The 24,723-nt window shown below is 61.8% G+C and carries 22 protein-coding genes; 10 read left to right on the forward strand and 12 right to left on the reverse strand.

The window, feature by feature from the left end:
* Nucleotides 1-95: 95 nt before the first annotated feature.
* The 7 genes from XMD517_RS07350 to XMD517_RS07380 all read right to left on the reverse strand — a co-directional run bounded on the left by XMD517_RS07350 (nt 96) and on the right by XMD517_RS07380 (nt 6,574).
* On the reverse strand, nt 96-839 hold the full coding sequence (locus XMD517_RS07350) for an ABC transporter ATP-binding protein (RefSeq protein ID WP_173485726.1): 744 nt from the start codon (nt 837-839) through the stop codon (nt 96-98).
* Complete coding sequence (locus XMD517_RS07355) at nt 833-1,600, reverse strand: ABC transporter ATP-binding protein (protein WP_173485727.1); 768 nt, start codon at nt 1,598-1,600, stop codon at nt 833-835. The genes XMD517_RS07350 and XMD517_RS07355 overlap by 7 nt, the downstream gene beginning before the upstream one ends.
* Nucleotides 1,594-2,490 carry an ABC transporter permease subunit gene (locus tag XMD517_RS15720; protein WP_173485728.1) on the reverse strand — a complete coding sequence of 299 codons (897 nt, stop codon included), beginning with the start codon at nt 2,488-2,490 and terminating at the stop codon, nt 1,594-1,596. The genes XMD517_RS07355 and XMD517_RS15720 overlap by 7 nt, the downstream gene beginning before the upstream one ends.
* Nucleotides 2,483-3,421 carry an ABC transporter permease gene (locus XMD517_RS07365; RefSeq protein ID WP_173485729.1) on the reverse strand — a complete coding sequence of 313 codons (939 nt, stop codon included), beginning with the start codon at nt 3,419-3,421 and terminating at the stop codon, nt 2,483-2,485. The genes XMD517_RS15720 and XMD517_RS07365 overlap by 8 nt, the downstream gene beginning before the upstream one ends.
* Nucleotides 3,422-3,477: 56 nt before the next feature.
* Nucleotides 3,478-5,022, reverse strand: a complete 1,545-nt coding sequence (locus XMD517_RS07370; RefSeq protein WP_173485730.1) for an ABC transporter substrate-binding protein — start codon at nt 5,020-5,022, stop codon at nt 3,478-3,480.
* Nucleotides 5,023-5,049: 27 nt separating this feature from the next.
* Nucleotides 5,050-5,430, reverse strand: a complete 381-nt coding sequence (locus XMD517_RS07375) for a hypothetical protein (protein WP_173485731.1) — start codon at nt 5,428-5,430, stop codon at nt 5,050-5,052.
* Nucleotides 5,431-5,623: 193 nt separating this feature from the next.
* A complete protein-coding gene (locus XMD517_RS07380) occupies nt 5,624-6,574 on the reverse strand; it encodes a helix-turn-helix domain-containing protein (protein ID WP_173487788.1) in 951 nt (316 codons plus the stop codon).
* A 267-nt stretch (nt 6,575-6,841) separates the two neighbouring features.
* Between XMD517_RS07380 and XMD517_RS07385 the strand changes: the two genes are divergently transcribed.
* The 7 genes from XMD517_RS07385 to XMD517_RS07415 are packed head-to-tail and all read left to right on the forward strand — an operon-like array spanning nt 6,842 to nt 15,388.
* Complete coding sequence (locus tag XMD517_RS07385; RefSeq protein WP_173485733.1) at nt 6,842-8,593, forward strand: hydantoinase B/oxoprolinase family protein; 1,752 nt, start codon at nt 6,842-6,844, stop codon at nt 8,591-8,593.
* A gap of 25 nt (nt 8,594-8,618) precedes the next feature.
* Entirely contained in the window at nt 8,619-10,745 is a 2,127-nt protein-coding gene (locus XMD517_RS07390; protein WP_173485734.1) for a hydantoinase/oxoprolinase family protein, read from the forward strand.
* Nucleotides 10,746-10,748: 3 nt separating this feature from the next.
* A complete protein-coding gene (locus XMD517_RS07395; RefSeq protein ID WP_173485735.1) occupies nt 10,749-11,498 on the forward strand; it encodes an ABC transporter ATP-binding protein in 750 nt (249 codons plus the stop codon).
* Nucleotides 11,498-12,232 carry an ABC transporter ATP-binding protein gene (locus XMD517_RS07400; protein WP_173485736.1) on the forward strand — a complete coding sequence of 245 codons (735 nt, stop codon included), beginning with the start codon at nt 11,498-11,500 and terminating at the stop codon, nt 12,230-12,232. The genes XMD517_RS07395 and XMD517_RS07400 overlap by 1 nt, the downstream gene beginning before the upstream one ends.
* A complete protein-coding gene (locus XMD517_RS07405) occupies nt 12,229-13,143 on the forward strand; it encodes a branched-chain amino acid ABC transporter permease (protein WP_173485737.1) in 915 nt (304 codons plus the stop codon). The genes XMD517_RS07400 and XMD517_RS07405 overlap by 4 nt, the downstream gene beginning before the upstream one ends.
* A 3-nt stretch (nt 13,144-13,146) precedes the next feature.
* Nucleotides 13,147-14,205: a branched-chain amino acid ABC transporter permease gene (locus tag XMD517_RS07410; RefSeq protein WP_173485738.1), complete on the forward strand. Its 1,059-nt coding sequence runs from the start codon at nt 13,147-13,149 to the stop codon at nt 14,203-14,205.
* Nucleotides 14,206-14,218: 13 nt separating this feature from the next.
* Nucleotides 14,219-15,388 carry an ABC transporter substrate-binding protein gene (locus XMD517_RS07415; RefSeq protein ID WP_173485739.1) on the forward strand — a complete coding sequence of 390 codons (1,170 nt, stop codon included), beginning with the start codon at nt 14,219-14,221 and terminating at the stop codon, nt 15,386-15,388.
* 186 nt (nt 15,389-15,574) lie between these two features.
* Here the strand turns inward: XMD517_RS07415 and XMD517_RS07420 are convergent, their stop codons facing one another.
* On the reverse strand, nt 15,575-17,830 hold the full coding sequence (locus XMD517_RS07420; protein WP_173485740.1) for an adenosylcobalamin-dependent ribonucleoside-diphosphate reductase: 2,256 nt from the start codon (nt 17,828-17,830) through the stop codon (nt 15,575-15,577).
* A gap of 206 nt (nt 17,831-18,036) precedes the next feature.
* Here XMD517_RS07420 and XMD517_RS07425 point away from each other — a divergent pair, with 206 nt between their 5' ends.
* From XMD517_RS07425 to XMD517_RS07435, 3 genes are all read left to right on the forward strand, one after another.
* Nucleotides 18,037-18,465 carry a DUF1489 family protein gene (locus tag XMD517_RS07425; protein WP_173485741.1) on the forward strand — a complete coding sequence of 143 codons (429 nt, stop codon included), beginning with the start codon at nt 18,037-18,039 and terminating at the stop codon, nt 18,463-18,465.
* A gap of 140 nt (nt 18,466-18,605) precedes the next feature.
* Nucleotides 18,606-19,481 (forward strand): branched-chain amino acid aminotransferase, encoded by an 876-nt coding sequence (locus tag XMD517_RS07430; protein WP_173485742.1) that lies wholly within the window; start codon nt 18,606-18,608, stop codon nt 19,479-19,481.
* A 128-nt stretch (nt 19,482-19,609) separates the two neighbouring features.
* On the forward strand, nt 19,610-20,065 hold the full coding sequence (locus XMD517_RS07435) for a universal stress protein (protein WP_055190029.1): 456 nt from the start codon (nt 19,610-19,612) through the stop codon (nt 20,063-20,065).
* 239 nt (nt 20,066-20,304) lie between these two features.
* Here XMD517_RS07435 and XMD517_RS07440 read toward each other — a convergent pair whose 3' ends face one another.
* The 4 genes from XMD517_RS07440 to XMD517_RS07455 all read right to left on the reverse strand — a co-directional run bounded on the left by XMD517_RS07440 (nt 20,305) and on the right by XMD517_RS07455 (nt 24,470).
* The gene (locus XMD517_RS07440; RefSeq protein WP_173485743.1) at nt 20,305-20,844 is read right to left on the reverse strand and encodes a hypothetical protein; all 540 of its coding nucleotides are present in this window, start codon (nt 20,842-20,844) and stop codon (nt 20,305-20,307) included.
* Nucleotides 20,841-22,622: an SLC13 family permease gene (locus XMD517_RS07445; RefSeq protein WP_173485744.1), complete on the reverse strand. Its 1,782-nt coding sequence runs from the start codon at nt 22,620-22,622 to the stop codon at nt 20,841-20,843. The genes XMD517_RS07440 and XMD517_RS07445 overlap by 4 nt, the downstream gene beginning before the upstream one ends.
* 80 nt (nt 22,623-22,702) lie before the next feature.
* Nucleotides 22,703-23,677 carry a DMT family transporter gene (locus XMD517_RS07450; protein WP_254450022.1) on the reverse strand — a complete coding sequence of 325 codons (975 nt, stop codon included), beginning with the start codon at nt 23,675-23,677 and terminating at the stop codon, nt 22,703-22,705.
* Complete coding sequence (locus tag XMD517_RS07455) at nt 23,649-24,470, reverse strand: TIGR00282 family metallophosphoesterase (RefSeq protein WP_173485746.1); 822 nt, start codon at nt 24,468-24,470, stop codon at nt 23,649-23,651. Before XMD517_RS07455 ends, XMD517_RS07450 begins: the two co-directional genes overlap by 29 nt.
* Nucleotides 24,471-24,723 lie beyond the last annotated feature (253 nt).

The raw sequence follows: 24,723 nt of genomic DNA on the forward strand, positions 1-24,723 counted from the left end.
TGCCAGAAAGGCGCGCGGGTTTCGGGGCAGGTCTCATCGAGGCAAATCCCCAGTCTGTTTCCCCCCGCAGATCTCAGCCCACCACGTCCCTCAGATCAGAGTGCCGGGGCGTCCCGGACCAGCGTGTCGGCATAGGCCCGCGACAGGGGGTGGCGCGCGCAGCTGGCAAATCCGGCCATCGGGATATCCTCGACAATGCGTGCCTCATCCAGCACCAGAACCCGGTTTGCCAACTGGCGCAACGGGGCCAGATCATGGCTGACAATCAGCATCGACAGGGCGTTTTGCCCCTGCAGTTGGCGCAACAGGCGGATCGTGTTCACCTGTGTCACCAGATCCAGAGAGGACAGCGGTTCATCAAGGATCAGGATCTCGGGTCTGGCGGCAATTGCCCGCGCCAGCGCCACGCGCTGACATTGCCCGCCCGACAGCGCATGTGGGCGGCGCTGCTGCATCTCGCCCCGCACTCCCAGCTCTTCAAGCAGGGCGGCGGCGCGCGATCGGCGCTGCCGCCTGTCCCCGATGCCAAACCCGTCCAGCGTTTCAAGCACAGCCCCTTGGGCGGTCAGAAACGGGCTCAGGGACTGGGTCGGGTCCTGCCACAGATATTGTATCTTCTGTCGCGCCGCACCTGAGCCGGGTGCCACCTTGTGGCCGCCCAGCGAAATCGAGCCCGCATCCGGCTGTTCCAACCCGACCAGGCACCGGGCAAGGGTGGATTTCCCCGCACCGGACCGGCCAATCAGGCCAACCACTTCACGCGGGGCCAGATCCAGGTGAATGTCCCGCAACACCTCCTGCCCGTGAAAGCGTTTCGACAGGCCGCGCACCCTCAGCATTGGCCCTGCAGCGCCGCCGCTGCCCCCGCCAGATCCCGTGCCGCGGCAACGTCGGACACCGCGAGCTGGTCAATCCGTGCGTCTTCCACCAAACGCCCCTGCTGCATGATCAATGTGCGCTCGGCAACCGCCTGCACCGCGCGCAGGTCGTGACTGATGAACAGCAAGGTGGCGCCGGTTTCATCCGCCATGGTGTTGAGCGCGCCCAGGACCTCGCGTTCGGTCAGCACATCAAGCCCCGTTGTCGGTTCATCCGCAATCAGGATGCGCGGGCGCAGGATCAGCGCCATGGCGATCAGCACGCGCTGCTTCATGCCGCCGGACAGCTGATAGGGAAAGCAATCGGTGACTCGCTGCGGCAGGGCAACGGCGTCCAGCGCCCTGTTGACGCTGGCCTGCTCATTGTCACCGGCCAGATGGGCAGCTTCTGCCAGCTGGGATCGGATCCGGCGCCCCGGCGTAAGGGCCGTGCCGGGGCTTTGAAAAATCTGGAAGATCCGGCGCCCACGCATGCGGCGCCAGGCGCTGGGGGAGAGGCCCAGAACATCTTGCCCGTCTATCCGCACTTCCCCTGCTGCGACCGAAAGCGGGGGGCGCAACAGGCCGCACAGCACGGCGGCAGTCAGGGATTTGCCGCAGCCACTGGCGCCGACCAGCCCCATGCGCTGACCGCGGTTCAGGGTAAAACCGACATTGTCGAGCAGGACCTGCCCGGCCCGGTTCACGACGCTCAGCTCCTTGACGGACAGGATCTCTACCATTGATATGGCTCCCTTTTGTCCAGCAGATCCCGCAGCCCTTCCCCCACCAGATTGAAGGCGAGCACAGCCCCGGTGACCGCAAGCCCCGGCACCAGCAACATATGCGGGGCCTGGGAAAAGAACGGACGTGCCTCGTTCAGCATCGCCCCCCATTCCGGCGTGGGGGGCTGCGCCCCAACCCCGAGAAAGCTGAGCGCAGACAGCGCCAGCAGGACCGAGGCAGTTTCAAGCGAGACGATCACCGCAAGCGGCGGCAGGATCTGTGGCAGGATGTGGCGCAGCACCACACGCAGGCGCGACGCCCCGGCAAGCCCGGCCGCGCGGACAAAATCCCGCTGGCTTGCGGTCAGGACCAGGGCGCGCACAAGCCGGGCATTGGATGGCCACCAGGCGACGGCGACCCCGATGATGGACGCCTCAAGCGACGCCCCCATGAACCCGATCACCGCCAGCGCAAGCACCAGCATCGGGAACGCCATGATGATATCGGCAAAGCGCATCAGCACCATATCCACCCGCCCCCCAGCGAGCGCCGCAACTACACCCCATGGCAGCGACACCAGAAGGATGACGCTCATTGCGGCCATCGCCGCCCCCAGCGACACCGGCACCGCGGCAATCAGGCGCGACAGCATGTCCCGGCCAAGATGATCTGCCCCCAGCAGATGGTCGGCGGACGGTGGCGAAAGGCGGGACATGAGGTCAATCTTCTCGGGCGCAGGCAGGTCAAACAGCAAAGGAGACAGGCCAAGGACCCCATATCCCACCAACAGGATCAAACCCAAAATCAGACCGGGATTGCCCAGTTGCAGCCCCAGCCTCAACCTCGGCCTCAACCTCAGCCGTAACCCCGGTCGCAGGGCAGAAAGCCGCACAGGATGCTCAGTCACGATAGACCCTCCGACGCAGTTGCGGATCCGCGAGGATCACCACAAGATCAGCCACGAGACTGGTGGCAAAAAAGATCAGCCCCATGAACACAAGATAGGCCTGGATCACCGGGAAATCCCGCTGCGCAATGGCTTGCAGGATCAACTGCCCCAGACCGGGCCAGCCAAAAACACTTTCAACAAGGACCGCGCCCCCCAGCAGCCCGCCAAACGTATTGGCCCAGGCGGTGGCAAGCGGGCCGATAATGCGCGGTGCAATATGTCCAAGCAGGATCCGCACCGGGCCAAGCCCCTTGGCAATGGCCAGTCGCACATGGTCTTCGCTCTGCTCGGCCCGGACCCTTTCGAACACAACCCGGCCCAGCGCCGCCCCCGCGCCCAGGCTCAAGGTCAGGGCGGGCAGCACCAGATCAGGCAGCGATCCATCCCCCACAAGGCGGGTCCAGCCCAATTTCAGCACAAAGGCATGGATCAGCAGCAGCGCCAGCCAGAAAGAGGGCACCGAGACGAGAAGGATGGTCACCGCGCGAAGCCCGGCCCCGCTCATCCGGCCTGCCATCACCGCCGCCACGCCAAACCCCAGCGACAGGATCACCGCCCCCACAAGGGCGCTGCAGGCCAGGGCAAGGGTCGCGGGCAGGTGAATTGCGATTTCAGACAGCGCAGGGCGGCCGGTTGCAACCGAGGTGCCAAATTCGAACCGCACGGCCCGCGCAAGCCAGTCGACATAACGTGTCAGCAAGGGTTTATCGAGCCCGAACTGGGCGCGCAGGGCGGCAATATCATCGGCATTGGGCACAATCCCCATGGCACGCAGCTCCATCATCACCGGATCACCGGGGGCAAGTGCGACAATGGCAAAAGCGACAAAGCTCATGCCCAGAAGGGTCGGCACGCCGGCCGCCAGTCGGAAAAGGATGAAACGCAACATGGTTGATGTCCCGAATTGCGCGCGCCCCCACCGGGGCGCGCAGCGTTTGCGCAAGCTCAGTCCGTGAAACTCACGCGGCCAAAGTCGATCCAGTCGGCATATTCCGACATCGGCACCTTGAGGCCCGGGCGCGACAGGGTGAAGTTCGGCACCATCAGGATCGGGATCGCCGCGAGGTCCTCCTGCACGATGGCGCGGTGGGCCTGACGCACGAGGTCGATCACCTCATCGCGGGATTGCGCGCTCCGGGCGGTCAGCAGCATGTCATCCACATGCGGTCCGGGGGCAGTGAACTTGTAACCACCCCAGGCGGTGACCGAGGTGAAGAGATTGTAGAGCAGATAGGTCGGGTCGGTATTGTTGTTCGACGCAAACTCCATGTAGAGATCGGCCTCTCCGGTATCGAGATAGGTCGAGCCGTAGACACCGCTGTCATCCACTTCGATCAGGTCGATATCCACCCCCACCGCAGCAAACATCTGTTCCAGCATCTCGGGCATCGGTTTGACGGTCGACACATTCGGATAGGCCGCAACCAGGCGCAGCGACAGCCGGCGTCCCTGTTTCTCGCGCACCCCGTCTGCCCCCATTTTCCAACCCGCGGCATCAAGCATCTCTCCTGCCTTGACCGGGTCATAGCCAAAGCCGTCAGTGTGGTCCTCGCCCAGATTGAACATCCAGCCCGGCAGGATGCCCTTGGCAGGCACCCCCCGCCCGGCAAACAGAACCGAGGCCAGCGTTTCGCGGTCAATCGCCCAGGCCAGCGCCTCGCGCACCTTATAGTCCTGAATGATGTCAAACGGGGCGGCGCCATTGAGGTTGGCCAAGAGGGCGATGTAGCGGATCGGACGGCTTTCATGCAGCACCACCGACCCGTCCTGCGGCATCGAGAGCATCATCTGCGGGGTGACTTCGCCGATCACGTCGATCTCGCCATTCTGCAACGCCAGCAGGCGCGCATTGTCGTCACCGATAAAGCGAAAGGTCAGCTTGTCGACACTGGGGGCCTCTCCCCAATAATCGGGATTGCGCCGCACGGTGATCTGCTGCTTGGGATCATAGCTTTCAAACAGGTAGGGACCTGTGCCCACCGGGTTCTCGGCACGGTTGGCGGACGGGCCGAACAGTGACGTGGCGCGGTGGGTCATATTCTCGATCACAAGGGCCGAGCCCTTTTCCGAGGCAAAGCTGATCTGATGGGATCCCAGTTTGCGGAAACTGTCCTGATCAATCTGCAGAAAGTCGGATTTACCCTGATCATAGAGCCGCAGCGCGGCAATCGCCGTGTCCGCATTGAACGCGGTCCCGTCCGAGAAGCTTACCCCCTCACGCAGGGTCACGGTATAGGTGCCATCCGCATAGTCCCAGCTTTCAAACAGCAGCGGGCTGGGCAGGAAGTTTTCATCCGGCTTGACGGCGGTTTCGACAATCTGCGCGGCCGGACGGCGGGTGGTAAAGGTGAACTTTTCTTCCGAAACCGAATACCGGTCCCGCTTTACGGCAACGGTCAGGGAGGTTTCAGCCTGTGCCATGGCTGAACTCAGCGGCAGGGCAACACAGGCAGCCGCGGCAAGATGCGCGGCCAAACGGAATTTGGACATGGGGTATTCCTCGTGAATTCAGTGAAATCAGGTTTGGATTTTGAAATCAGCTGACGAGGGGGGTGCACGGGCCGCATTAGGACGCCACAGGCGAAGCGGGGTGGGCAGCAGGCTCTGCGCCACCTGCTCAGCCGGTGCGTTGGTATGGTCAAACGGAACGACAGCGGGGGCCTGGTCAATCAGGCTGGCAATCTGGGCCGCAAAAAAGTCGCAGCTCAGATCACGTTCCTCGCGCTCCTCGCCCCCAAGCGCCACATGCACTGTTTGAGGTTCACCGGCGGAACACAGGACATAGGAAATCGTGTCGCCTTCGGTCACCAGCATGGTGCCGGGCGGACGGATGAACACGCTGGCAAGAATGGTCAGGGCCAGCAACAGCCGCATGACATTTCCCAGCTTCAGGCGCATCTGAATTCCCCCGCCAAACGGCACTCCATGATGGACAGTAGCAACGTCGGCCTGTCCTCCCTACTGCCAATATGTCGCAATTGCAATGAAATGGATGCGGGCTGGTCCGCCCCCTATCCCCTGTCTGTCCCCTGCCTGACCCGCCCTGAGGAGCATCGAGTTTTCCAGCCGGGCCAGCTTCTCTTGAAAGGACTCAGTTCAGCTCTGATTTGAACTCGGTCGGGGTCATGCCGAACTTGGTTTTGAACAGGCGCGAAAACTGGGCCTGATCAGAAAAACCGAAGCGATAGGCCACCTCGGCGATGGACAGGCCCGGCGAGACGGCCAGCCGGTCCTTGGCGGCGACAAGGCGCTGGTCGCGGATCTGCTGGCTGACGGTGCCGTTCACATCCTTGAAGAGATCATGCAGATAGCGTTTCGAAATCCCGCAGCTCTCTGCGATCAGGTCCGGCGACAGGTTGGGGTTTTTCAGATTGTTCCGGATGAATTTCTCGACCCGGGTAATATGCGCGGTGCGCACGGCGGACAATGTGCTGGAGCGGGCATCCGGCGTGTCATCCAGCGCCAGCCCCAGCAGCTCCAGCAACTGGCGGCCAATGGTCTCGGCGGCGGAAGGGCCCAGATCTGCGGCCTGCGCCTGGGCCTGGTTGACCATGGCAGAGAACAGGCTGGCCGTGCCAGAGGTGGCATCAAGGACACGGGCACAGAACCGATCCGGCTGGCGCACCCGTTCGGCAAGCGCCTTGCGGCCGACTTTCAGCACAAACAGGTCGTTGGGGTTTTCATACATGAACCGGTAAGGTTCATCGCCACGTTCGATTATGACCCCCCCCGGATCGCAGCGCACGTCGCGGCCCATCTGCCGGAACTCGACCGACGTAGCCCGCGGCAGGGTGATCAGGTATTCTTCCTCCCGCGCCTCGCGGATATGGGCGCGCCTGCGTTCGAATTTCACCGGGTCAGATGTCAGCCGGGACAGGCCGACATGCCCCAGCGACTGACGGCTGAGCTGCCCGTTGAAATGGATCGGATCGCGGAATTGCAATTCCAGCGGAAAATAGGCTTCAGCGATCACAGCGGTCCAGCGGCTGGAACGGTGCTGTGGCGCGGTTGAGGCCGTCGAGAAAGTGAACCCGGCGCTCATATGATGTCCTCCCTTCGGTAACGTTAGCCGGATCGGTCAATAAAACAAAGGGAATCTGGGCTTGTGCGCTGTCGCGCAAATATTTCTGCACAGATTAACAAATTCTTCTGCGCCCCGCGTCAAACCCTTCTGCACGGATCGTCAAGACGCCCCCCTGCCCCGCCGCGCAAGCTGATTTGCGAGATCGACGTGCAGGAGGAGCGCGCCTGATCGGGAGGAACAAGCCCCGTTGGGCGGCCCTTTTGCACCCAAGCAAAGGACCGGATTATGACAGACAGACAAGTAGACCCCATCACGTTGTCAGTGGTGCGTGGCGTGTTGGAAACAACTCAGCGCGAAATGACGCTGGCGCTGGAAAAGACCGCGCGCAGCTCGGTGTTCAACCTGGCCCATGACTATTCCACCGCGCTGTTCAACCACACGCCCGAGATGATTTTGCAAGGCCAGGACATCCCGATCCACCTGGGGTCACTGATCCCCGCCATGAAGGCGGTCGACGGGTTCTTTGAGGGTGACATTCACGAAGGTGACCTGATCTTGCACAACGATCCGGATTACGCGGGCAGCCATATCATCGACACCTGCATGTATTACCCGGTGTTCTATCAGGGTGAGCTGGTGTTCTGGACCGTCTGCAAGGGTCACCTGACCGATATCGGCGGCCCGGTTCCCGCAGGCTACAACCCCGAAGCCAAGGAAATCTTTGCCGAAGGTCTGCGCATCCCGCCGATCAAGATCTGGGACAAGGGCGTGCCGCGCCACGACATCATGAACATGCTGCTGACCAATATGCGCGCACGCCGCGATCAGGAAGGGGACTTCAACGCCCTGATCGGCGCCTGCCAGGTCGGCGCCCGCAACCTGATCGCCCTGATGGACAAATACGGCAAGGACACGGTGCAGGCCTGTATCGAAGAGCTGCTGACCATGGCCAACAAGCATATGAACAGCCTGATCGCCCAAGTCCCGGACGGCACATATTCCGGCACGGCCGTGCTTGAGGATGCCGGTCACGGGTTTGGGGATTTCGACATCACCGCCACGGTCACCATCACGGGTGACAGCTGTCACATCGAAATCGCCAGCCCACCGCAGATCCCCTATTTCATCAACTCTTACGAAGGAAACAGCTATTCCGGTGTCTATCTGGGCCTGATGATGTTTGCCCAACTGCCGCCGCCTTATAACGAGGGGCTTTATCGCAATGTAACGGTGGATATGGGCCCCAAAGGCACGCTGTGTAACGCCAAGCCCCCCGCACCGCATATGAACTGCACCACCACCCCGATGGAGACCCTGACCGACGCGGTGCGTCTGGCCTTTGAACAGGCTGCCCCTGACAAGGTGTCGGCCAGCTGGGGCCACGCAAATGGCTGCAATATCGCCGGCTGGGACAGCCGCCATGACGAGGAATACGTGACCATGGTTCTGGCCTCGATCATCTCGGGCGCGGGCGCCACCGCGTCGCAGGATGGCTGGCATGCCTGCGGGCCGGAATGCTGTTTCGGCGCGCTCACATCCGGTGACATCGAGATGCTGGAACATTCCTATCCGATCATCATCCACGAATACGGGCTGATGGAAGACAGCGGCGGCGCGGGCAAGTTCCGTGGCGGATCTGGAACTCGCTGGGCGGTGGAGCCGCTCGACACCGACATGACCCTGATCACCTTTGGCGAAGGCCGCCGCATCCCGGCCATGGGCGCTGCTGGCGCAAAATCCGAAATGGTTCACAAGAAAGTGGGCCGCCTGGAAGTGACCCGCAATGGCGAGACCCAGATCATCACCGACAACGTGATCGAAACCATCAAACCCGGCGAGATTGCCGCCAACCTCAACCCCGGCGGCGGGGGCTTTGGCAACCCGTTCGAACGCGACCCGCTGAAAGTGGTTGAAGATGTGCGCAACGGGTTGGTCTCGATCGAAGGTGCGCGCCTCGATTACGGCGTGATCATCTCGGATGCCGACACCCTGACCATTGACGAAGCTGCCACGGCTGCCGCCCGTTCGGCCGCCTGATCCCCCTGATTTGAAAGGAAACACCATGCGTACCCAATATCGTCTGGGCATTGATGCCGGCGGCACCTTCACCGATTTCATCCTTGCCGACAAGGAAGGCAGCACACAGATTTTCAAGGTGCTGTCCACGCCCACCGAACCGACCAAGGCCATCAAGAACGGCCTTGCCCTGATCACCGAGGAAACTGGGCTGACGGCACAAGAGATCGTCTCGAATTCGGACCTGTGCATCAACGGCACCACGGTCGGCCTGAATGCGCTGATCACCCATACCGGGGCCAAGACCGGGCTGATTGCCACCCGCGGGCACGAGGATTCGATTGAAATTCGTCTGGGCCACAAGGAAGACGGCTATCGCTATGATCCCGACTATCCGCCCGCCACCATGCTGGTGCCGCGCCACCTGCGCAAAGGGGTCAGCGAACGGGTGATCTCAAACGGGGCGGTCAAGACGCCGATCCATGAAGAGGACGTGCGCGAGGCCTGCCGTTACTTCATCGCCGAAGGGGTGGAGTCGGTTGCGATCAGCTTTGTCTGGTCGGTGCTGCACCCCGAACATGAATTGCGTGCCGCCGAAATCGTGCGGGAAATGATGCCGGATGTGCGCCTGACCATCGGCTCGCAGCTTTACCCGCAGGTGCGCGAATATACCCGCACGTCGACGGCGATCGTGAACGCCTATCTGGCGCCGATCCTGCAGCGCTATGTCGAAGCGATTGATGCCTATTTCCGCGAATTGGGCAGCCAGCATCCGGTGCGGTATTTCCAGTCGAATGGCGGCCTGGCCCTGGGCAAGGTGGTCAGCGACCAGTCGGTCTACGCGATCAATTCCGGCCCTGCCTCCGCACCGCAGGCCGCGCTGGATGTGGCGGAGCCCTGGGGCGACAAGAACATCATCACCTGTGACATGGGCGGCACCTCGTTCGACATTACGCTGACCAAGGACGGTCAGGCCAATGTGAACAAGAACATCGACTTCCTGCGCTACCGCATCGGGATCCCGATGATCCAGGTGGAAACGCTGGGTGCGGGCGGTGGGTCGATCGGGTGGATCGACAGTATGGGCCTGATGCAGATGGGGCCGCAATCGGCAGGGTCCGAACCCGGTCCGGCCTGTTACGGGCAGGGCGGTGAAAACCCCACCACCACCGATGCCAACCTGACGCTGGGCTATCTCAATGCGGACGGTCTGGTCGGTGGGCGGCTTCCGTTGGATGTTGAAAAGGCGCGTGGCGCGATCCAGTCCAAACTGGCTGATCCGCTGGGCATCTCGGTCGAGAAAGCTGCCTATGGCATGTTCACCATCGTCAACAACAACATGGTCAACGCGATCCGCCGGGTGTCGGTCGAACGGGGCTATGACCCGCGTGATTTCGTGCTGATGGGGGCCGGTGGGGCGACGGGCGCGCATATCACCGCACTGGCACGCGAAATGGGTATTTCCAAGGTGCTGATCTCAAAACTCGCCTCCGGGCTTTGCGCCTATGGGCAGATCATTTCCGACGTCAAATACAACTACATGGCCCCTGCCCCGATCCGGCTGGAAGGCGCGGAGGCGGCGGAGAAGCTCGACACTTTGTTCAAGTCGCTTGAGGAACGTGGACAGGCAGATCTGGCAGGGGACGGGTTCTCGCAAGAGCGCATCTCGATCCGCCGGTCGCTGGATATGCGTTACGTGGGACAGGTGCATGAATGCACGGTCGAGATCGACCCGTTTGATGTCACCGAAGCCACGCTTGAGGATATCAAGGCCGCCTTCCACGCCCGTCACAAGGAACTTTACACCTATGACGAGCCAATGAGCGCGGTTGAGGTGGTGAATGTCGAAAGCACCATCGCCGGCCATGTGGACAAACCGAAACGCATGACCATTGCCGCAGGCAAAGGCGCGCATGAAACCCTCAAGGGCACCCGCCCAATGGTGTTCAACGCCGATGGCATCGCCCAGGACACCCCGGTTTATGACGGGGCCGCGATGGGGGCCGGGGATAGCCTGCACGGACCTGCGGTAATCGAAGAGGTCACCACAACCATCGTCGTCGAACCGGGCTGGACTGTCAGCCTGCATGAGACCGGCGTCTACGTGATGACCGCAGATGCGCAAGCCGAAGATCAGCAGGTCAACCGCCTCAAAGAGCTGGCAGAGGTCTGATCGATGGGGCGCAGACGGGATAAGGCTCCCTCCCTGACGGCGTCGGGGGTGACGGTGGCATTCAGCGGCTTCAAGGCGCTGACGGATGTCTCCATGACCATCACCCCCGGTGCCGTCCATGGGCTGATCGGGCCAAACGGGGCGGGCAAAACCACGCTGGTCAACACGCTGACCGGGTTTCAGGCCCCAAGTTCGGGTCAGGTTGGCCTTGCCGGGCGGAATGTGGGGACGCTCTCCCCACACGAGCTGCGCCGCGCAGGCGTGGCCCGGACCTTTCAGGCCGGTCGCCTGTTCACCGGGCTGGATGTGCTCGACAATCTGGCGGTAACCGGTGTTGGCCTGGGGCATTCCCGAAGCCGTTCGGAAGCCGAGGCGCTGAAACTGCTCGACTGGATGGGGGCCCCCCATCTGGCCGAGCTGCCCGCCGCAGGTTTGCCCTATACGGATGAACGCCGGGTCGGGATTGCCCGCGCGCTGATGTTTTCACCACAATTCCTGCTGCTGGATGAACCCGCCGCGGGCATGTCCGAGGCGGAGGCGACGGAACTGGCTGACCTCATTCGCCGGGTGGCCGGGGAACTGGGCACCGGGGTCTTGCTGATCGAGCATAATGTCGGGCTGGTCCTGTCCGTGTCCCACCACGTCTACGTGCTGGATGCCGGCCAGATCATCGAAGAAGGCGACGTGGATGTGATCCTCGCCAGCCAGGCGGTGCGCGACGCCTATCTGGGCGCAGATCAGGAGGCCGCGTGATGTCCAAGCTTGGCGTTTTTGACCTATCGGTGCGCTACGGCAAAGTGCCGGCGCTGACCGATGTAACCCTGCATCTTGAGGAGGGCGAACGCGTCTTCATCTCGGGGCCAAACGGGGCAGGCAAATCCTCGCTCCTCGGTGCGATCAGCGGCGCGGTGACCACCAGCCATGGCCGGATCGAAATGGATGGCGACCTGCTCACCGGTCGCCCGCCCGAAGCCATTGCCCGGCTGGGCCTGTCGATGGTGCCGGAAGGGCGCGAGATTTTCGCCAGTCTGACCGTGGATGAAAACCTGCGGGTTGGCACCGGCCTGCGCCGGGACCGCAACGCGATTGAGGGCGATATCGAAGAGATCTATGGCGCTTTCCCGATCCTCGGTGACCGTCGCAATGCCAGTGCCGGGGCCCTGTCGGGCGGGCAGCAGCAGATGCTGGCCATCGGCCGGGCGCTGATGACCAATCCCAAACTGATGATGGTCGATGAACCCTCGCTGGGGCTGGCACCGAAGATCGTGGACCAGGTCTATGACACGCTGGTCCAGTTGCAGGAGGATCGCGGCCTGACGCTCCTCATCGTTGAACAGAGTTCGACCCGCGCCGCGCGCGTGGGCGGGCGCATGATCCTTCTGCGCGGCGGGGCGATTGTTGGCGATGGCAATGCTGCTGATTTCGCCGAGACCGATCTGCTCAGCGAAGCCTATTTCGGAAAATCCAAACGGGAGGCCGCCCAATGAGCTCCGCCGTCCAACTCTTTTTCGACGCCGCCTCCCTTGGCGGCATCTACGCCATGGCCGCCCTTGGCATCGCGCTGATCTTCGGGGTGATGAACCTGGTGAATTTTGCCCATGGTGAATATATCGCCTTTTGCGTCTTTGCCCTGATCGTGCCCTCAACCGAGGCGGTGGCCGTCATGTTCCTTGGCAAAGCGCCGGCCCTTCTGCTGATCCCCACCCTGCTGGCCATCGGCGCCACGGTGGCCGTGGCCAGCGAATACGCGGTGTTTCGGCACATGCGCAAGGCCACCCCGGTGGCGATGATGATCTCCTCTTTTGCGCTGGGGTTCATCGTGCAAAACGCCCTGCTGGCCATTTACGGTGGGCGCCCCAAGGCAATCAGCCTCTGGCCGGAGCTGAACACCCCCATCGCCCTGGCCGGGGCGGAGCTGCCGCTTTTGCAACTGATCGTGATCCTGACCACGCTGGTGGTGGTCTGCGCGCTGGCCCTGCTTTTGAAAAAGACCCGGCTGGGGCTGGAAATGCGGGCGGCTGCGGAAAATTTCACCATGGCACGCCTGCTGGGGGTGCGGGCCAATGTGGTGATCACCGGGGCCTTCGCCCTGTCCGGCGCCCTGGCCGCAGCCGTCGCGCTGATCATGGCAACCCAGACCGGCGTGGCGGATGTGCGCATGGGCGGACAGATCATGCTGGTGGCCTTCATCGCCACAGTGATCGGCGGGCTGGGATCCCTGCCCGGAGCGGTTGCCGCCGGGTTCCTGATCGGCGCCGTTTCGGTGCTTTTGCAGGGGTTTTTGCCCTTTGAAGTCCGCCCGTTCCGCGACGCCTTTCTCTACACGCTGGTGATCGTCTGCCTGCTGGCCCGTCCGCAGGGGTTGTTTGTTCCCAGCTCAGCCAAACCAAGGATCTGACCGATGCAAGGACAACACGCACAAAACAAGGCATTGGCCTATTCCACACCGGTCATCCTGATCGGCCTGCTCACCCTTTTTGCCGTGCTGGTCATGCTGACCGGGGACAAGGCGCTGGGACGCATGGCCAGCGAGACCCTGATCCGCGTCGTGCTTGTGGTCGGGCTTTGGATCTTTGTCGGCAATTCCGGCATCGTCAGTTTCGGCCATGCAGGCTACATGGCCATCGGGGCCTATTGCTCGGCCTGGCTGACCCTGAAGCCGCAGATGAAATCCCTGTTCCTGCCCGATCTGCCCCCCTGGCTTGCGCAGGCCGAGTGGCCGGTGCTGCCCGCCGCCATCGCCTCGGGTGTGCTGGCGGCCCTGGTTGCGCTCATTTCAGGAGCGGCCATTCTCCGGCTCTCGGGGATTGCCGCCTCGATCGCCACCTTCGCCTTTCTGGCCATTATCAATACGGTCTATTCCAACTGGGAAGGGGTGACCGGCGCAACCTCGTCGGTGGTCGGGCTTGCACGCTATGTCGATCAATGGGTGGCGCTCGGCTGGGCCGCCGCCGCCATCCTTGCGGCAAATCTCTATGCAAATTCCGCCAGCGGGCTTGCCTTGCGGGCCACGCGCGAGGACGAGGTTGCCGCCGCCGCGTCGGGCATCAACATGTATCGCCACCGGCTGCTTTCGCTTGTGATCAGCGGGTTTTTCACCGGCGTGTCCGGGGCGCTTCTGGGCCATTCGATCGGGGTTCTCAACCCGGACAGCTTCTATCTGGGGATCACCTTCATCTCGCTCGCCATGCTGGTGGTCGGTGGGATCGGCAGCCTGTCCGGCGCGGTGGTCGGTGTGCTCAGCCTGTCATTGATCATCGAGATGCTGGTGCGGCTGGAACAGGGGGTGAGCCTTGGGGCGGCCCGGTTCACGCTGCCCGGCGGCGCACAGGAGATCCTGATCGGCATCGTGATGATCCTCGTGCTGATCCTGCGCCCGACCGGCCTGATGGCCAACAGGGACCTCAGGTTCCCCCGCCTCGGGGCAACAGTTCAACAAAACCAAAATGCGACCAACTAGGAGATCAGATCACATGAAACATGCAACACTTGCATCCGCACTCATGCTCGCGCTTGCGCCCCCCGCCCTGGCCGAGGACATCACGGTGGGGTTTGCCATCGCCAAATCCGGCTGGATGGAGGCCTATGACAGCCCCGCCGCCACTGCCGCAAAGATCCGCATCGACGAGATCAACGCCGCAGGCGGGCTTCTGGGCCAGCAGATCAAATGGGTTGAGGTCGACACCAAGACCGACCGCGCCCAATCCGCCAAGGCCGGGCTACAGGTTCTGGACGACGGGGCGGACATGATGGTGGTCAGCTGCGATTATGATTTCGGCGCGCCCGCAGCACTGGCGGCCGAAGCCGCCGGCATCAACTCGTTTTTCCTCTGCGCCGAAGATGTGAAAGCAGGCATTCAGGGGGTGGGGCCGAACAGCTTCTCCGGCTCTGTTCTGGCGGCTGTGCAGGGCGCAACCATGGCGGAATGGTCCCAGGCCACACGCGACGCCAAGACCGGCTATGTGCTGCTGGACACCACCATCGAATACAACAAGGGGATCTGCACCGGGTTTGACTGGATGTTCCCGAAGGCGGGGGGCGAGGTTGTCGGGCGCGATACGTTCAAGAACAATGATGCCTCAATTGCCAGCCAGATCAGCCGGATCAAGGCGCTGCCCGAAGAACCGGATGTGATCATGCTGTGTTCCTACATCCCCGGTGCGGCCGCCGCGGTGCGTCAGCTCCGTGCCGCCGGGATCAACTCATTGATCCTGAACGGGTCCGCCGTAGATGGGTCTTATTGGCTGGACGCGGTGCCGGACCTGTCGGGGTTCGTGCTGCCGGTGCAGGGGTCGATCTATGGCGATGACCCGCGCGCGGCGGTGGAAAGCTTCAACCAGGCATATGAGGCCGCCACCGGCGCCCGCCCTGCCAGCCAATATGCCTATCCGGGCTATATCCTGATCGACCTTTGGGCCAAGGCCGTGGAACGGGCCGGACGCGTGGAGGGGGCCGCCGTCACGGCGGAGCTTGAAAAGATGCAGGGGGAAACAACCGCCTTCGGACCGCGCAGCTTCAGCGACATGCTGCATCACCAAAACAGCGCGGAAATGCAGATTATCGAGATTTCCGCAGCCAAGCCTGGCGTGGTGGGCAACTGGACCATCAGCGAACCGGTGCCGCTGGATGTGTTGCTGAAATAAGCACCTGCGCTTTCCCCCTCTGTCGAAAAAGCGGCCGGAGACATCTCCGGCCGCTTTCCCGTCTCCCTCACACATGCCCAAAATAGAAAAAGCCACCGCCCCAACAGGAGCGGTGGCAAACTTTTCGTGGTCAAACTGCAACCTGATGTAAGCTTTCACATCAAAAACAGCGCCCCACCCATCAGGTCAGCCGCATTTCGAATGGCCGCAACTGCCGCAGGTCATGCAGCCTTCAACCATGCGCATGTCATATTGGCCACAGCTTGGGCAGGCGGGGCCACGCGGGGCTTCGCCGATGGCCATGACCTCGGCCTGCGGATCCGATTTCGGGGCCATGCCCTCCGCTTCGAGGAAGCCGGTATTGACCATGTGGCGTTCGATTACGCCACCGATTGCGGCCAGGATCGACGGGATGTATTTCCCTTCCATCCAGGCACCACCACGCGGGTCGAACACGGCTTTCAGCTCTTCGACCACAAAGCTCACCTCACCGCCACGACGGAACACCGCCGAAATCATCCGGGTCAGCGCCACGGTCCAGGCGAAATGTTCCATGTTCTTCGAGTTGATGAACACTTCGAACGGGCGGCGATGGCCGTTGATCAGAAGGTCATTGATGGTGATGTAAAGCGCGTGTTCGCTGTCGGGCCATTTCACCTTGTAGGTATGCCCTTCGAGCGATTGCGGACGGCCCAGCGGCTCGGACAGGTAGACCACATCGGCGCCGGTTTCGATCTCGGGCGTCTTTTCGCTTTCCTCGCTCACCGACAGAACCGATCCGGTTACATCGTTCGGGCGATAGGTGGTGCAGCCTTTGCAACCCAGCTCCCACGCCTGCATGTAAACCGACTGGAACGCGTCAAAGCTGATGTCTTCCGGGCAGTTGATGGTTTTGGAAATCGAGCTGTCGATCCATTTCTGCGCGGCGGCCTGCATTTTCACGTGATCCGCTGGCGCAAGCGTCTGGGCGTTCACGAAATAATCCGGCAGCGGCTTGTCGCCGAATTTGTCACGCCACATCTGCACCGCGTAATCGACCACTTCTTCCTCGGTGCGGGTGCCATCAGGTTGCAGCACCTTGCGGGTGTAAGCATAGGCAAAGACCGGCTCGATGCCCGAGCTGACATTGCCGGCGTAAAGCGAAATGGTGCCGGTGGGGGCGATCGAAGTCAGCAGCGCGTTGCGGATGCCATGTTCGCGGATCGCGTCACGCACGTCATCATCCATCTGCAGCATATTGCCGGAATTCAGGTAGGCCTCAGCGTCAAACAGCGGGAACGGGCCTTTCTCTTTCGCCAGATCCACCGATGCCAGGTAAGACGCGCGGGCGATGAGCTTCATCCAGGCCTCGGTCTGGGCCGCGGCCTCATCCGAGCCATAACGCAGGCCGAGCATCAGCAGCGCATCGGCCAGACCGGTCACACCAAGCCCCACACGGCGCTTGGCCTGGGCTTCCTGACGCTGTGCTTCGAGCGGGAAGCGCGACACGTCGACCACATTGTCCATCATGCGGATCGCGGTGCGCACCAGCTTGTCGAGCGCCTTCGGGTCCAGCTTGGCGTTTTTCTCAAACGGGTTTTTCACAAGGCGGGCAAGGTTGACCGAACCGAGCAGGCAGGCGCCATAAGGCGGCAGGGGCTGTTCGCCACAGGGGTTGGTCGCGGCAATCTGCTCGCAGTAATTCAGGTTGTTCATCTGGTTGATGCGGTCGATGAAAATCACACCCGGTTCGGCGTAATCATAGGTGGCGCGCATGATCTTGTTCCACAGATCGCGGGCCTCAACGGTGTGATAGATCTTGTCGCCAAACTTCAGATCCCAGCTGCCATCGTCCTTGACCGCTTTCATGAAATCATCGGTCACCAGCACCGACATGTTGAACATGCGCAGACGGGCCGCATCCGATTTGGCGGTGATGAAATCTTCGATATCCGGGTGATCGCAACGCATGGTCGCCATCATCGCCCCCCGGCGCGAGCCGGCCGACATGATGGTGCGGCACATCGCGTCCCACACATCCATGAACGAGAGCGGCCCGGAAGCATCCGCCGCCACACCTTTCACATCGGCGCCACGCGGACGGATGGTCGAGAAATCATAGCCGATCCCCCCACCCTGCTGCATGGTCAGCGCGGCCTCTTTCAACATGTCGAAAATGCCCGACATGCTGTCCGGGATCGTGCCCATCACAAAGCAGTTGAAAAGCGTGACCGACCGGCCGGTGCCGGCGCCTGCGGTGATGCGCCCGGCAGGCAGGTATTTGAAATCTTCCAGAGCTTCGAAAAACTCGCCCTCACGCTCCGGCTCATTTTCCGCAAGCGAACGGGCAATGCGCCGCCAGGTATCTTCGACCGTCTTGTCTTCAGCCTCCCCACCCGACTTTTTCAGTCGGTATTTCATGTCCCAGATCTGTTCGGCAATAGGGGCGTCAAAACGAGTCATTGAAGCTTTCTCTCGGCTATCTTGTTGAAATCTTTCGGGGCGCACGCACGCAGCATCCGCTTGCCCCATCCTGTCAGGGATGACATTTATACCAGAGAGGGGCAGGCTGTCACCAGCTATGTTCAAAAAATACCAACATTTAGTGTGGCGCGGCAGAAGGGTCACATAGATATAGTGATCTATCAGATCTTAGTCCGGTGGAATAAATGGGCCATGTAAACCTGCTAAAGCTCTGCGTCGGCGCAGAAAAAGTCGAAGACCTCGAGGCCTGGCAGGCAATGCGCCGGGGGGAAAGCGGCCGTCCCAATCCGATGCATGTGACCCGGATGTGGCCCAAACGCGAATCTGAACTGGTCAACGGCGGGTCACTCTACTGGGTCTTTAAGGGGCAGGTGCTGGCCCGGCAAGAGGTGATCCGACTGGAAGAGGTGATCGGCCAGGATGGGATCCGCCGCTGCGGGATCGTCCTGTCAAACGACGTCATCCGAACCGAAGCCCAGCCACGGCGGGCCTTTCAGGGCTGGCGCTATCTGAAACCCGAAGACGCCCCACGTGACCTGCCCGAAACACGTGCTGGCGATGATGAATTGCCTGCCGAACTTGCCTCAGCACTGGCAGATATCGGCATTCGCTGACGCTTTGCGCGCGCCCTGCGGCAATTTCCGAACTGGACAGAAAACGTGTCGCTGCTAGACCGTTTCGAAATAAACATGTGTTTCAAGTTCATTCCGAAACGCTTTAGAATCACGCAACCAACAGACTGCTAGGACCTCCCATGACACTCGGCACCCATATCCGCACCTATTTCAACGGAAGCTGGCATGAGGGAGATCTGCCGGTGATGAAAGCCGCGGACCATGGCAGCTGGCTGGGCAGCACCGTGTTTGACGGCGCCCGATTTGCCCATGGGCTCGCCCCGGATCTGCGCGCCCATTGCGACCGGGTGAACCGCTCGGCCAAGGCCCTGATGATCACCCCAACCGTGCCAACGGATGAGATGGTTGCCATCGTGCGCGAAGGCCTGTCCGCCTTCACCCCGGAACAGGCTGTCTATATCCGTCCGATGTATTGGGGCCTGGATTGCGGACCGCTGGGGATCATGCCGAAAGAGAACTCGACCGGGTTTGCGATCAGCCTCGAACAGGTGCCGCTGGCCCCCGAGGACGCCACGACCACCCTCACCACCACCCGGTTCCGCCGCCCGGTGCTGGAAAGCGCGGTGGTGAATGCCAAGGCCGGCTGCCTTTACCCCAACAATGCGCGCATGATTGCGGAAGCACAGGCAAAAGGCTACGGCAATGCGCTTGTCGCCGATGCGCTGGGCAACGTGGCCGAAACCGCCTCTTCGAACGTGTTCATGGTGCGCGATGGCGTGGTGTTCACCCCGGTCCCCAATGGCACTTTCCTGGCGGGCATCACCCGCGCCCGACACATCAAGAACCTGCGCGCCAATGGGGTCACGGTGCATGAATGCACGCTGACCTTCGACGATTTCCGCGCCGCCGATGAGGTGTTTTTGACCGGGAACATGCACAAGATCACCCCCGTGACCGAATTCGACGGCACCCATTATCAGCTTGGCCCAATCACCCAACGCGCCCGCAAGCTGTACTGGGACTGGGCACATTCTGAGGATGGTCGCGCCAGTTAAGCGTCAAGGGGGCCGCACCGCTCTCACACCCAGACCCGGCAAAAGCAATGGACAGAGCCGCGCCCCTCGGGCAGACTGGCCCCGGTTGAAGGCCCGCCCGCCGAGGGTGCGCCGCAAAAGGGACAAAAATGCGCAAGTTTCTCGTGATCCTCGACGACAGCCGTGAATGCCTGAACGCCATGCGCTTTGCCGCCATGCGCGCCGCAAAAACCGGTGGCGGGGTCGAAGTTCTGTCGATCATCCCACCGGATGAATTCAACCATTGGATCGGTGTGGGCAATATCATGCGCGAAGAAAGCCGCGAACGGATCACCGTGCATTTTGAGGTCTTCGCCAAATGGATGCGCGACCGGCAAGGCGTTGATCCCGAACTGGTGATCCGCGAAGGCGAAATTGTGCCTGAGATCATGGCGCAGATTCGCGAAGACCCTGAAATCGGCGTCCTTGTGCTGGGCGCTGGGTCGGGCAAATCCGGCCCCGGACCGATCATCACCCAGATGATGCGCGCCTCGGCAGAGCTGCCCGTGCCCATGACCATCGTTCCGGGCGAAATGTCCAAAGACCGGTTGGAAGAAATCACCTGACCAACCCCTCCCGCACCCTTTCGCCCTAACGGGCGACAGGCTTGGGCGTGGCCTCGCTGCGCTCGGTTCATTCCTACCTGCGCCGCTGCGCGCCGCGCCGGGGGCTTTGCCCCCGAGCCTGCGGCTCTCCCCCAGAATACTTGGGGCAAGAGGAAGATGGCAGGTGCTCTTTTCCTCTTGCTGCAAATATCCCGGGGTGAGCGAGCTTGTCTCGCGAGGGGCAGCGCCCCTGCCCAGGTCTATTCCAATCCGCAGAGCCCCGCAGGCAAGGGGTGACGGGTCAACCACTCCTGTGCCACATCCGCCAGCTGCTCTTTCCAATTGCCCAGGGTCAGCCCCGGCACATGGCCCTGCTGGCCGGTTGTTTCCACCTCCCGGATCGCATGTTTCAGCCGATAGAACGGCGCGAGGTCTGGGGTCTCATGATCGAACCAGAGGCGCGACACTTTCTTGAGCGCAGCGAAGTCATCTCCGTTTGCCAGCGCGATATCGCTCAGATGCCCGTGGGCGAGCCAACGGGTGGCATCCTGATCATTCCCTGGCTGTGGGAGTTCCAGATCCCGCGCAATCTGATCGATCAGCCTGTTGAGCTCCCCCCAGTGCAGCGGCGGGGTCAGCGCGGTCAGCGCATACAGGGCATCACTTTCCACCCCCGCATCTATCATTGCCCAGCCCCAATCCAGCGCCTCTGTGCTCATTTCGAAATTGAGCTGCCGCTTGGCGAGGACCTCAGCTGTCCTGCGGACAAGGGGCGATGCGACCCCGCTTGCTGCCATCATAGCGGCCAGATCAGCGGGATGATGGCCGAGGCCAGCACCCCAATCGACAGGTTCAGCGGGATGCCAACCTTTAGGAAATCGGCAAACTTATATCCACCGGGGCCATAGACCAGCGTATTCGTCTGGTAGCCAATCGGGGTGGCAAAACTGGCCGAAGCCGCGACCATCACCGCCACCACAAGCGGGCGCGCATCCAGGCCCAGCGCATCTGCCAGACCAATTGCAATGGGTGTCACCACCACGGCCACCGCATTGTTTGACACCAGTTCGGTCAGCACCGAGGTCAGAAGATAAATGGCCCAGACAATCAAGAAAGGCGGCAGCTTGCCCAGTGCTGGGGCCACTGCATTGGCGATCAGGGCCACCGCGCCGGAGTGTTCAAGCGCGGCCCCGATCCCAAGCATTGCAAAGATCAGCACCAGCAGGCGCCCATCCACCGCTCCGAACGCCTCGTCCGCATCAATGCAGCGGGTCACCAGAACCAGCGCCACGGCCAGAACCGCCAAGAGGAAAATCGGCGCCACGCCAAGCCCTGCCAGCACCACAAGCCCCAGCAGAGCCGCAATCGCCAGTGGCGCCTGGCCGCGCCGGTATTCGCGTTCGGACGGGTGCGAGACATCCGCCAGATCCATATCCTGTGCCAGACGCGTCAGGTCTTCGGGGGCCCCTTCCAAAAGCAGCGTATCCCCCACTTTCACCACCAGACTGTCCAGCTGGCGGCCGATATTCTGGTTCTTGCGGTGCACGGCCAGCGGATAAACCCCGTAGCGGCGGCGCAGGCGCATCTTGCCCAGCATTTTGCCAACCATCTTGCAGCCCGGCGTGATCAGCACCTCAACCGTGGTGGTTTCCACCGCCGACACCTGGTCCACCCGTTTCAGGCTCTTATCTCGTTGCAGGCTCAGCAGTTCCGTCATCGCTGTGCGCAACACCACCCGATCCCCGAGCTGCAATGTAACGCCGGTCAGGTCACGGCGCAGCGAGGCATCGCCGCGGATCACGTCCACCAGCCGCACCCCTTCGCGCTTGAACAGCTGCACACCGGTCACTTCACGCCCGATCAGGTTCGATTCCGGTGGGATCACCGCTTCGGTAAAGAACTTCTTGCGCGACTTGTCCCCGCCCAGCATGGTTGCCATCGAGGTCCGGTCCGGCAGGATATTGGGTGCCACGAAATAAAGATACACCATCCCCCAGACGACCAGTATCAGGCCCAGCGGGGTCACCTCGAAAATCGAAAACGGTGCAAGCCCATGGGCGCGCGCAACCCCGTCCACCAGCAGGTTCGTCGACGTGCCGATCAGCGTCAGCGTGCCACCCAGGATGGCCCCATAGCTGAGTGGGATCAGCAGTTTCGATGCCGACAAACCAATCTTTTTCGACAATTGCACAAAGACCGGGATCATCACCACCACCACCGGGGTGTTCGACACGAAAGCCGACGCCACGACCACAAAGGCCATCAGCGCACCCAACGCCTTCATCGGGCTGCCTTCGGCCTGCTTTTCCGCAATATGGGTAAACCATTGCAACGCGCCGGTGCGCACCAGCGCCCCCATCACGATGAACATGCCCGCAATGGTCCAGGGGGCCGGGTTGGACAGGACTTTCAGCGCAGTTTCATAGGGCAGGATCCCGGTGATCAGCATCACCGCCACCCCGGCAATCGCCACCACTTCGGTGGGGAAAGTCTCGCGGACGAACAAGACAAACATGCCCAGCACCACAACGAGAGACAACACGGCCTGCGTGGTCTGGCTCAACTCGAAAAACCCCATACCCTGTCCTTATCTTGGTTCTTATCAGGCGTCTGCCCACCAGTTTTGCCAATTGCGCCCCTGTGGGCAAGCTTCAGTTTTCAAATTCCAGTTGTTTCGCCTTCGCTGGGCGATGCACGCTCTGCACGGGGCTGGACCAGAAACAGCCCCAGGAACATCACCGCCAGCGCGCCCCAGACCGCGGGACCATAGCGTTCATCCAGCAAAAGCATCGCCCAGAGCACCCCAAATCCGGTGACAAGGTAACTCACCTGCGCGGCAAAAGATGGCCCGGCACGCCCCACCAGCCAGACATAACCGGAATAGACAAAGGCGTGGATGATCGAGTTTGTGACGATCAGTATCTTGGTGTGGTCCCAGCCGGAAAACGGGCTGACCCACCCGCCGGTGACCAGGCACATCGCGGCGGCAAACGGAATGCCGATGATCGACGCCCCCGCCAGCACCTGCACGAGATCAAGCCCACCCGTGCCGTATTTCGCAACCACATTGCCTTCGACACCGTAAAGCGCGGGCGCAATCAAGGCGATGGCAATCCAGAACGTCGCCCCTTCGGGCAAAGAGGCCTGTGGCCCGGCCAGGATCGCAACCCCGACCAGCCCGGCCAGCAGGCCAAACAGCCGCTTCAGATCAAAACTTTCGCTTTTCAGGACCAGCGCAATCGGAAAGGCGAACATCGGCACGGCGGCGATGATGATCGCCATAATGCCTGCAGGCAGGTGATCCAGTGCAAGGTAACTGGCGGCATTGGGCAGGATCGTTCCGCAAAGTGCGACAAAGGCGTAAAGTGGCAGGTGGCGGCGCGCGGATAGGCCAAACGACGGGCCAAACGACCGATCAAACATCGGCACCCGCCGCCCGCGCAGCACCGTCAGCAAGGAGAGGATCACAGCCCCGACAACCATCTGCCACAGGATAATGCCATAAATCCCGTGACCTGCCTGAACAATCGGCTTTGACAGCACTCCGACCAGCCCCCAGCCCGCGCCAAGCAGCACCAGCACACCGATCAGCCGAAACGGCATCTCAGTCATCCAGCGGGGTGGATTGGGCAAGACGCCCCCCCTCACGCACCATCCTGACCTTGACGGCAAGCCCGGTGCGGTCGTCCGTTTCGACATAAAGCCCCGACAGGGTCGCCTCGCCGCCCGCAGGTTCAAACCGCCCTTTCACCATACCGGTGATGAACCGGTTCATCGGCTCGTCTTTCTTCATGCCAATGACGGAATTGTAATCCCCGCACATGCCTGCGTCCGACTGGAAGGCCGTGCCTTTGGGAAGGATCTGCGCATCCCCGGTGGGCACATGGGTATGGGTGCCAACCACCACGCTGGCCCGGCCGTCACACCAATGCCCCATCCCCATTTTCTCAGACGTTGCCTCGCAATGGATATCCACCAGCGCGGCCTGCACCGCGCCCCCCAACGGGTATTTGCGCAACACCTGGTCAATGGCCGAAAAGGGATCATCAAAGGCACGTTTCATGAACACCTGCCCCAGAACCTGCGCCACGAGAATCTTGCGACCCCTCCTGTCACTGAACACCCGTGCGCCCGCACCCGGTGCGCCCTTGGCAAAGTTGAGCGGACGGATGATACGTTTTTCCTGCTCGCAGAAGGTCAGCATGTCGCGCTGGTCAAAAGCGTGGTCCCCAAGGGTGAGCACGTCAACACCCGCCTCAAACATCGCTTTTGCATGTGTCCCGGACAGCCCGTGGCCCGATGTGGCATTTTCGCCATTCACCACAACAAAATCCAGCTTCCACGCCTCGCGCAGCTTCGCCAATCGCTCCGTAACCGCCCGACGTCCCGCGCGGCCCATAATATCACCAAGAAAGAGTATTTTCATGACGAATAGCCCTAGGCCTGTTGGCGGCAAAGGGCAAGGGTGAAGAGGCAGATGATGCGCTCCCGCGCCCTTACGCCCTTGCGGGCGACAGGCTTGGGCGTGGCCTCGCTGCGCTCGGTTCATTCTTACCTGCGCCGCTGCGCGCCGCGCCGGGGGCTTTGCCCCCCGAGCCTGCGGCTCTCCCCCAGGATATTTTCGGCAAGAGGAAGATGGCAGGTGCTCTTTTCCTCTTGCTGCAAATATCCCGGGGTGA

Origin of the sequence: Aliiroseovarius sp. xm-d-517, from assembly GCF_013283135.1 — a bacterium.
GTDB classification, from domain to species: domain Bacteria; phylum Pseudomonadota; class Alphaproteobacteria; order Rhodobacterales; family Rhodobacteraceae; genus Aliiroseovarius; species Aliiroseovarius crassostreae.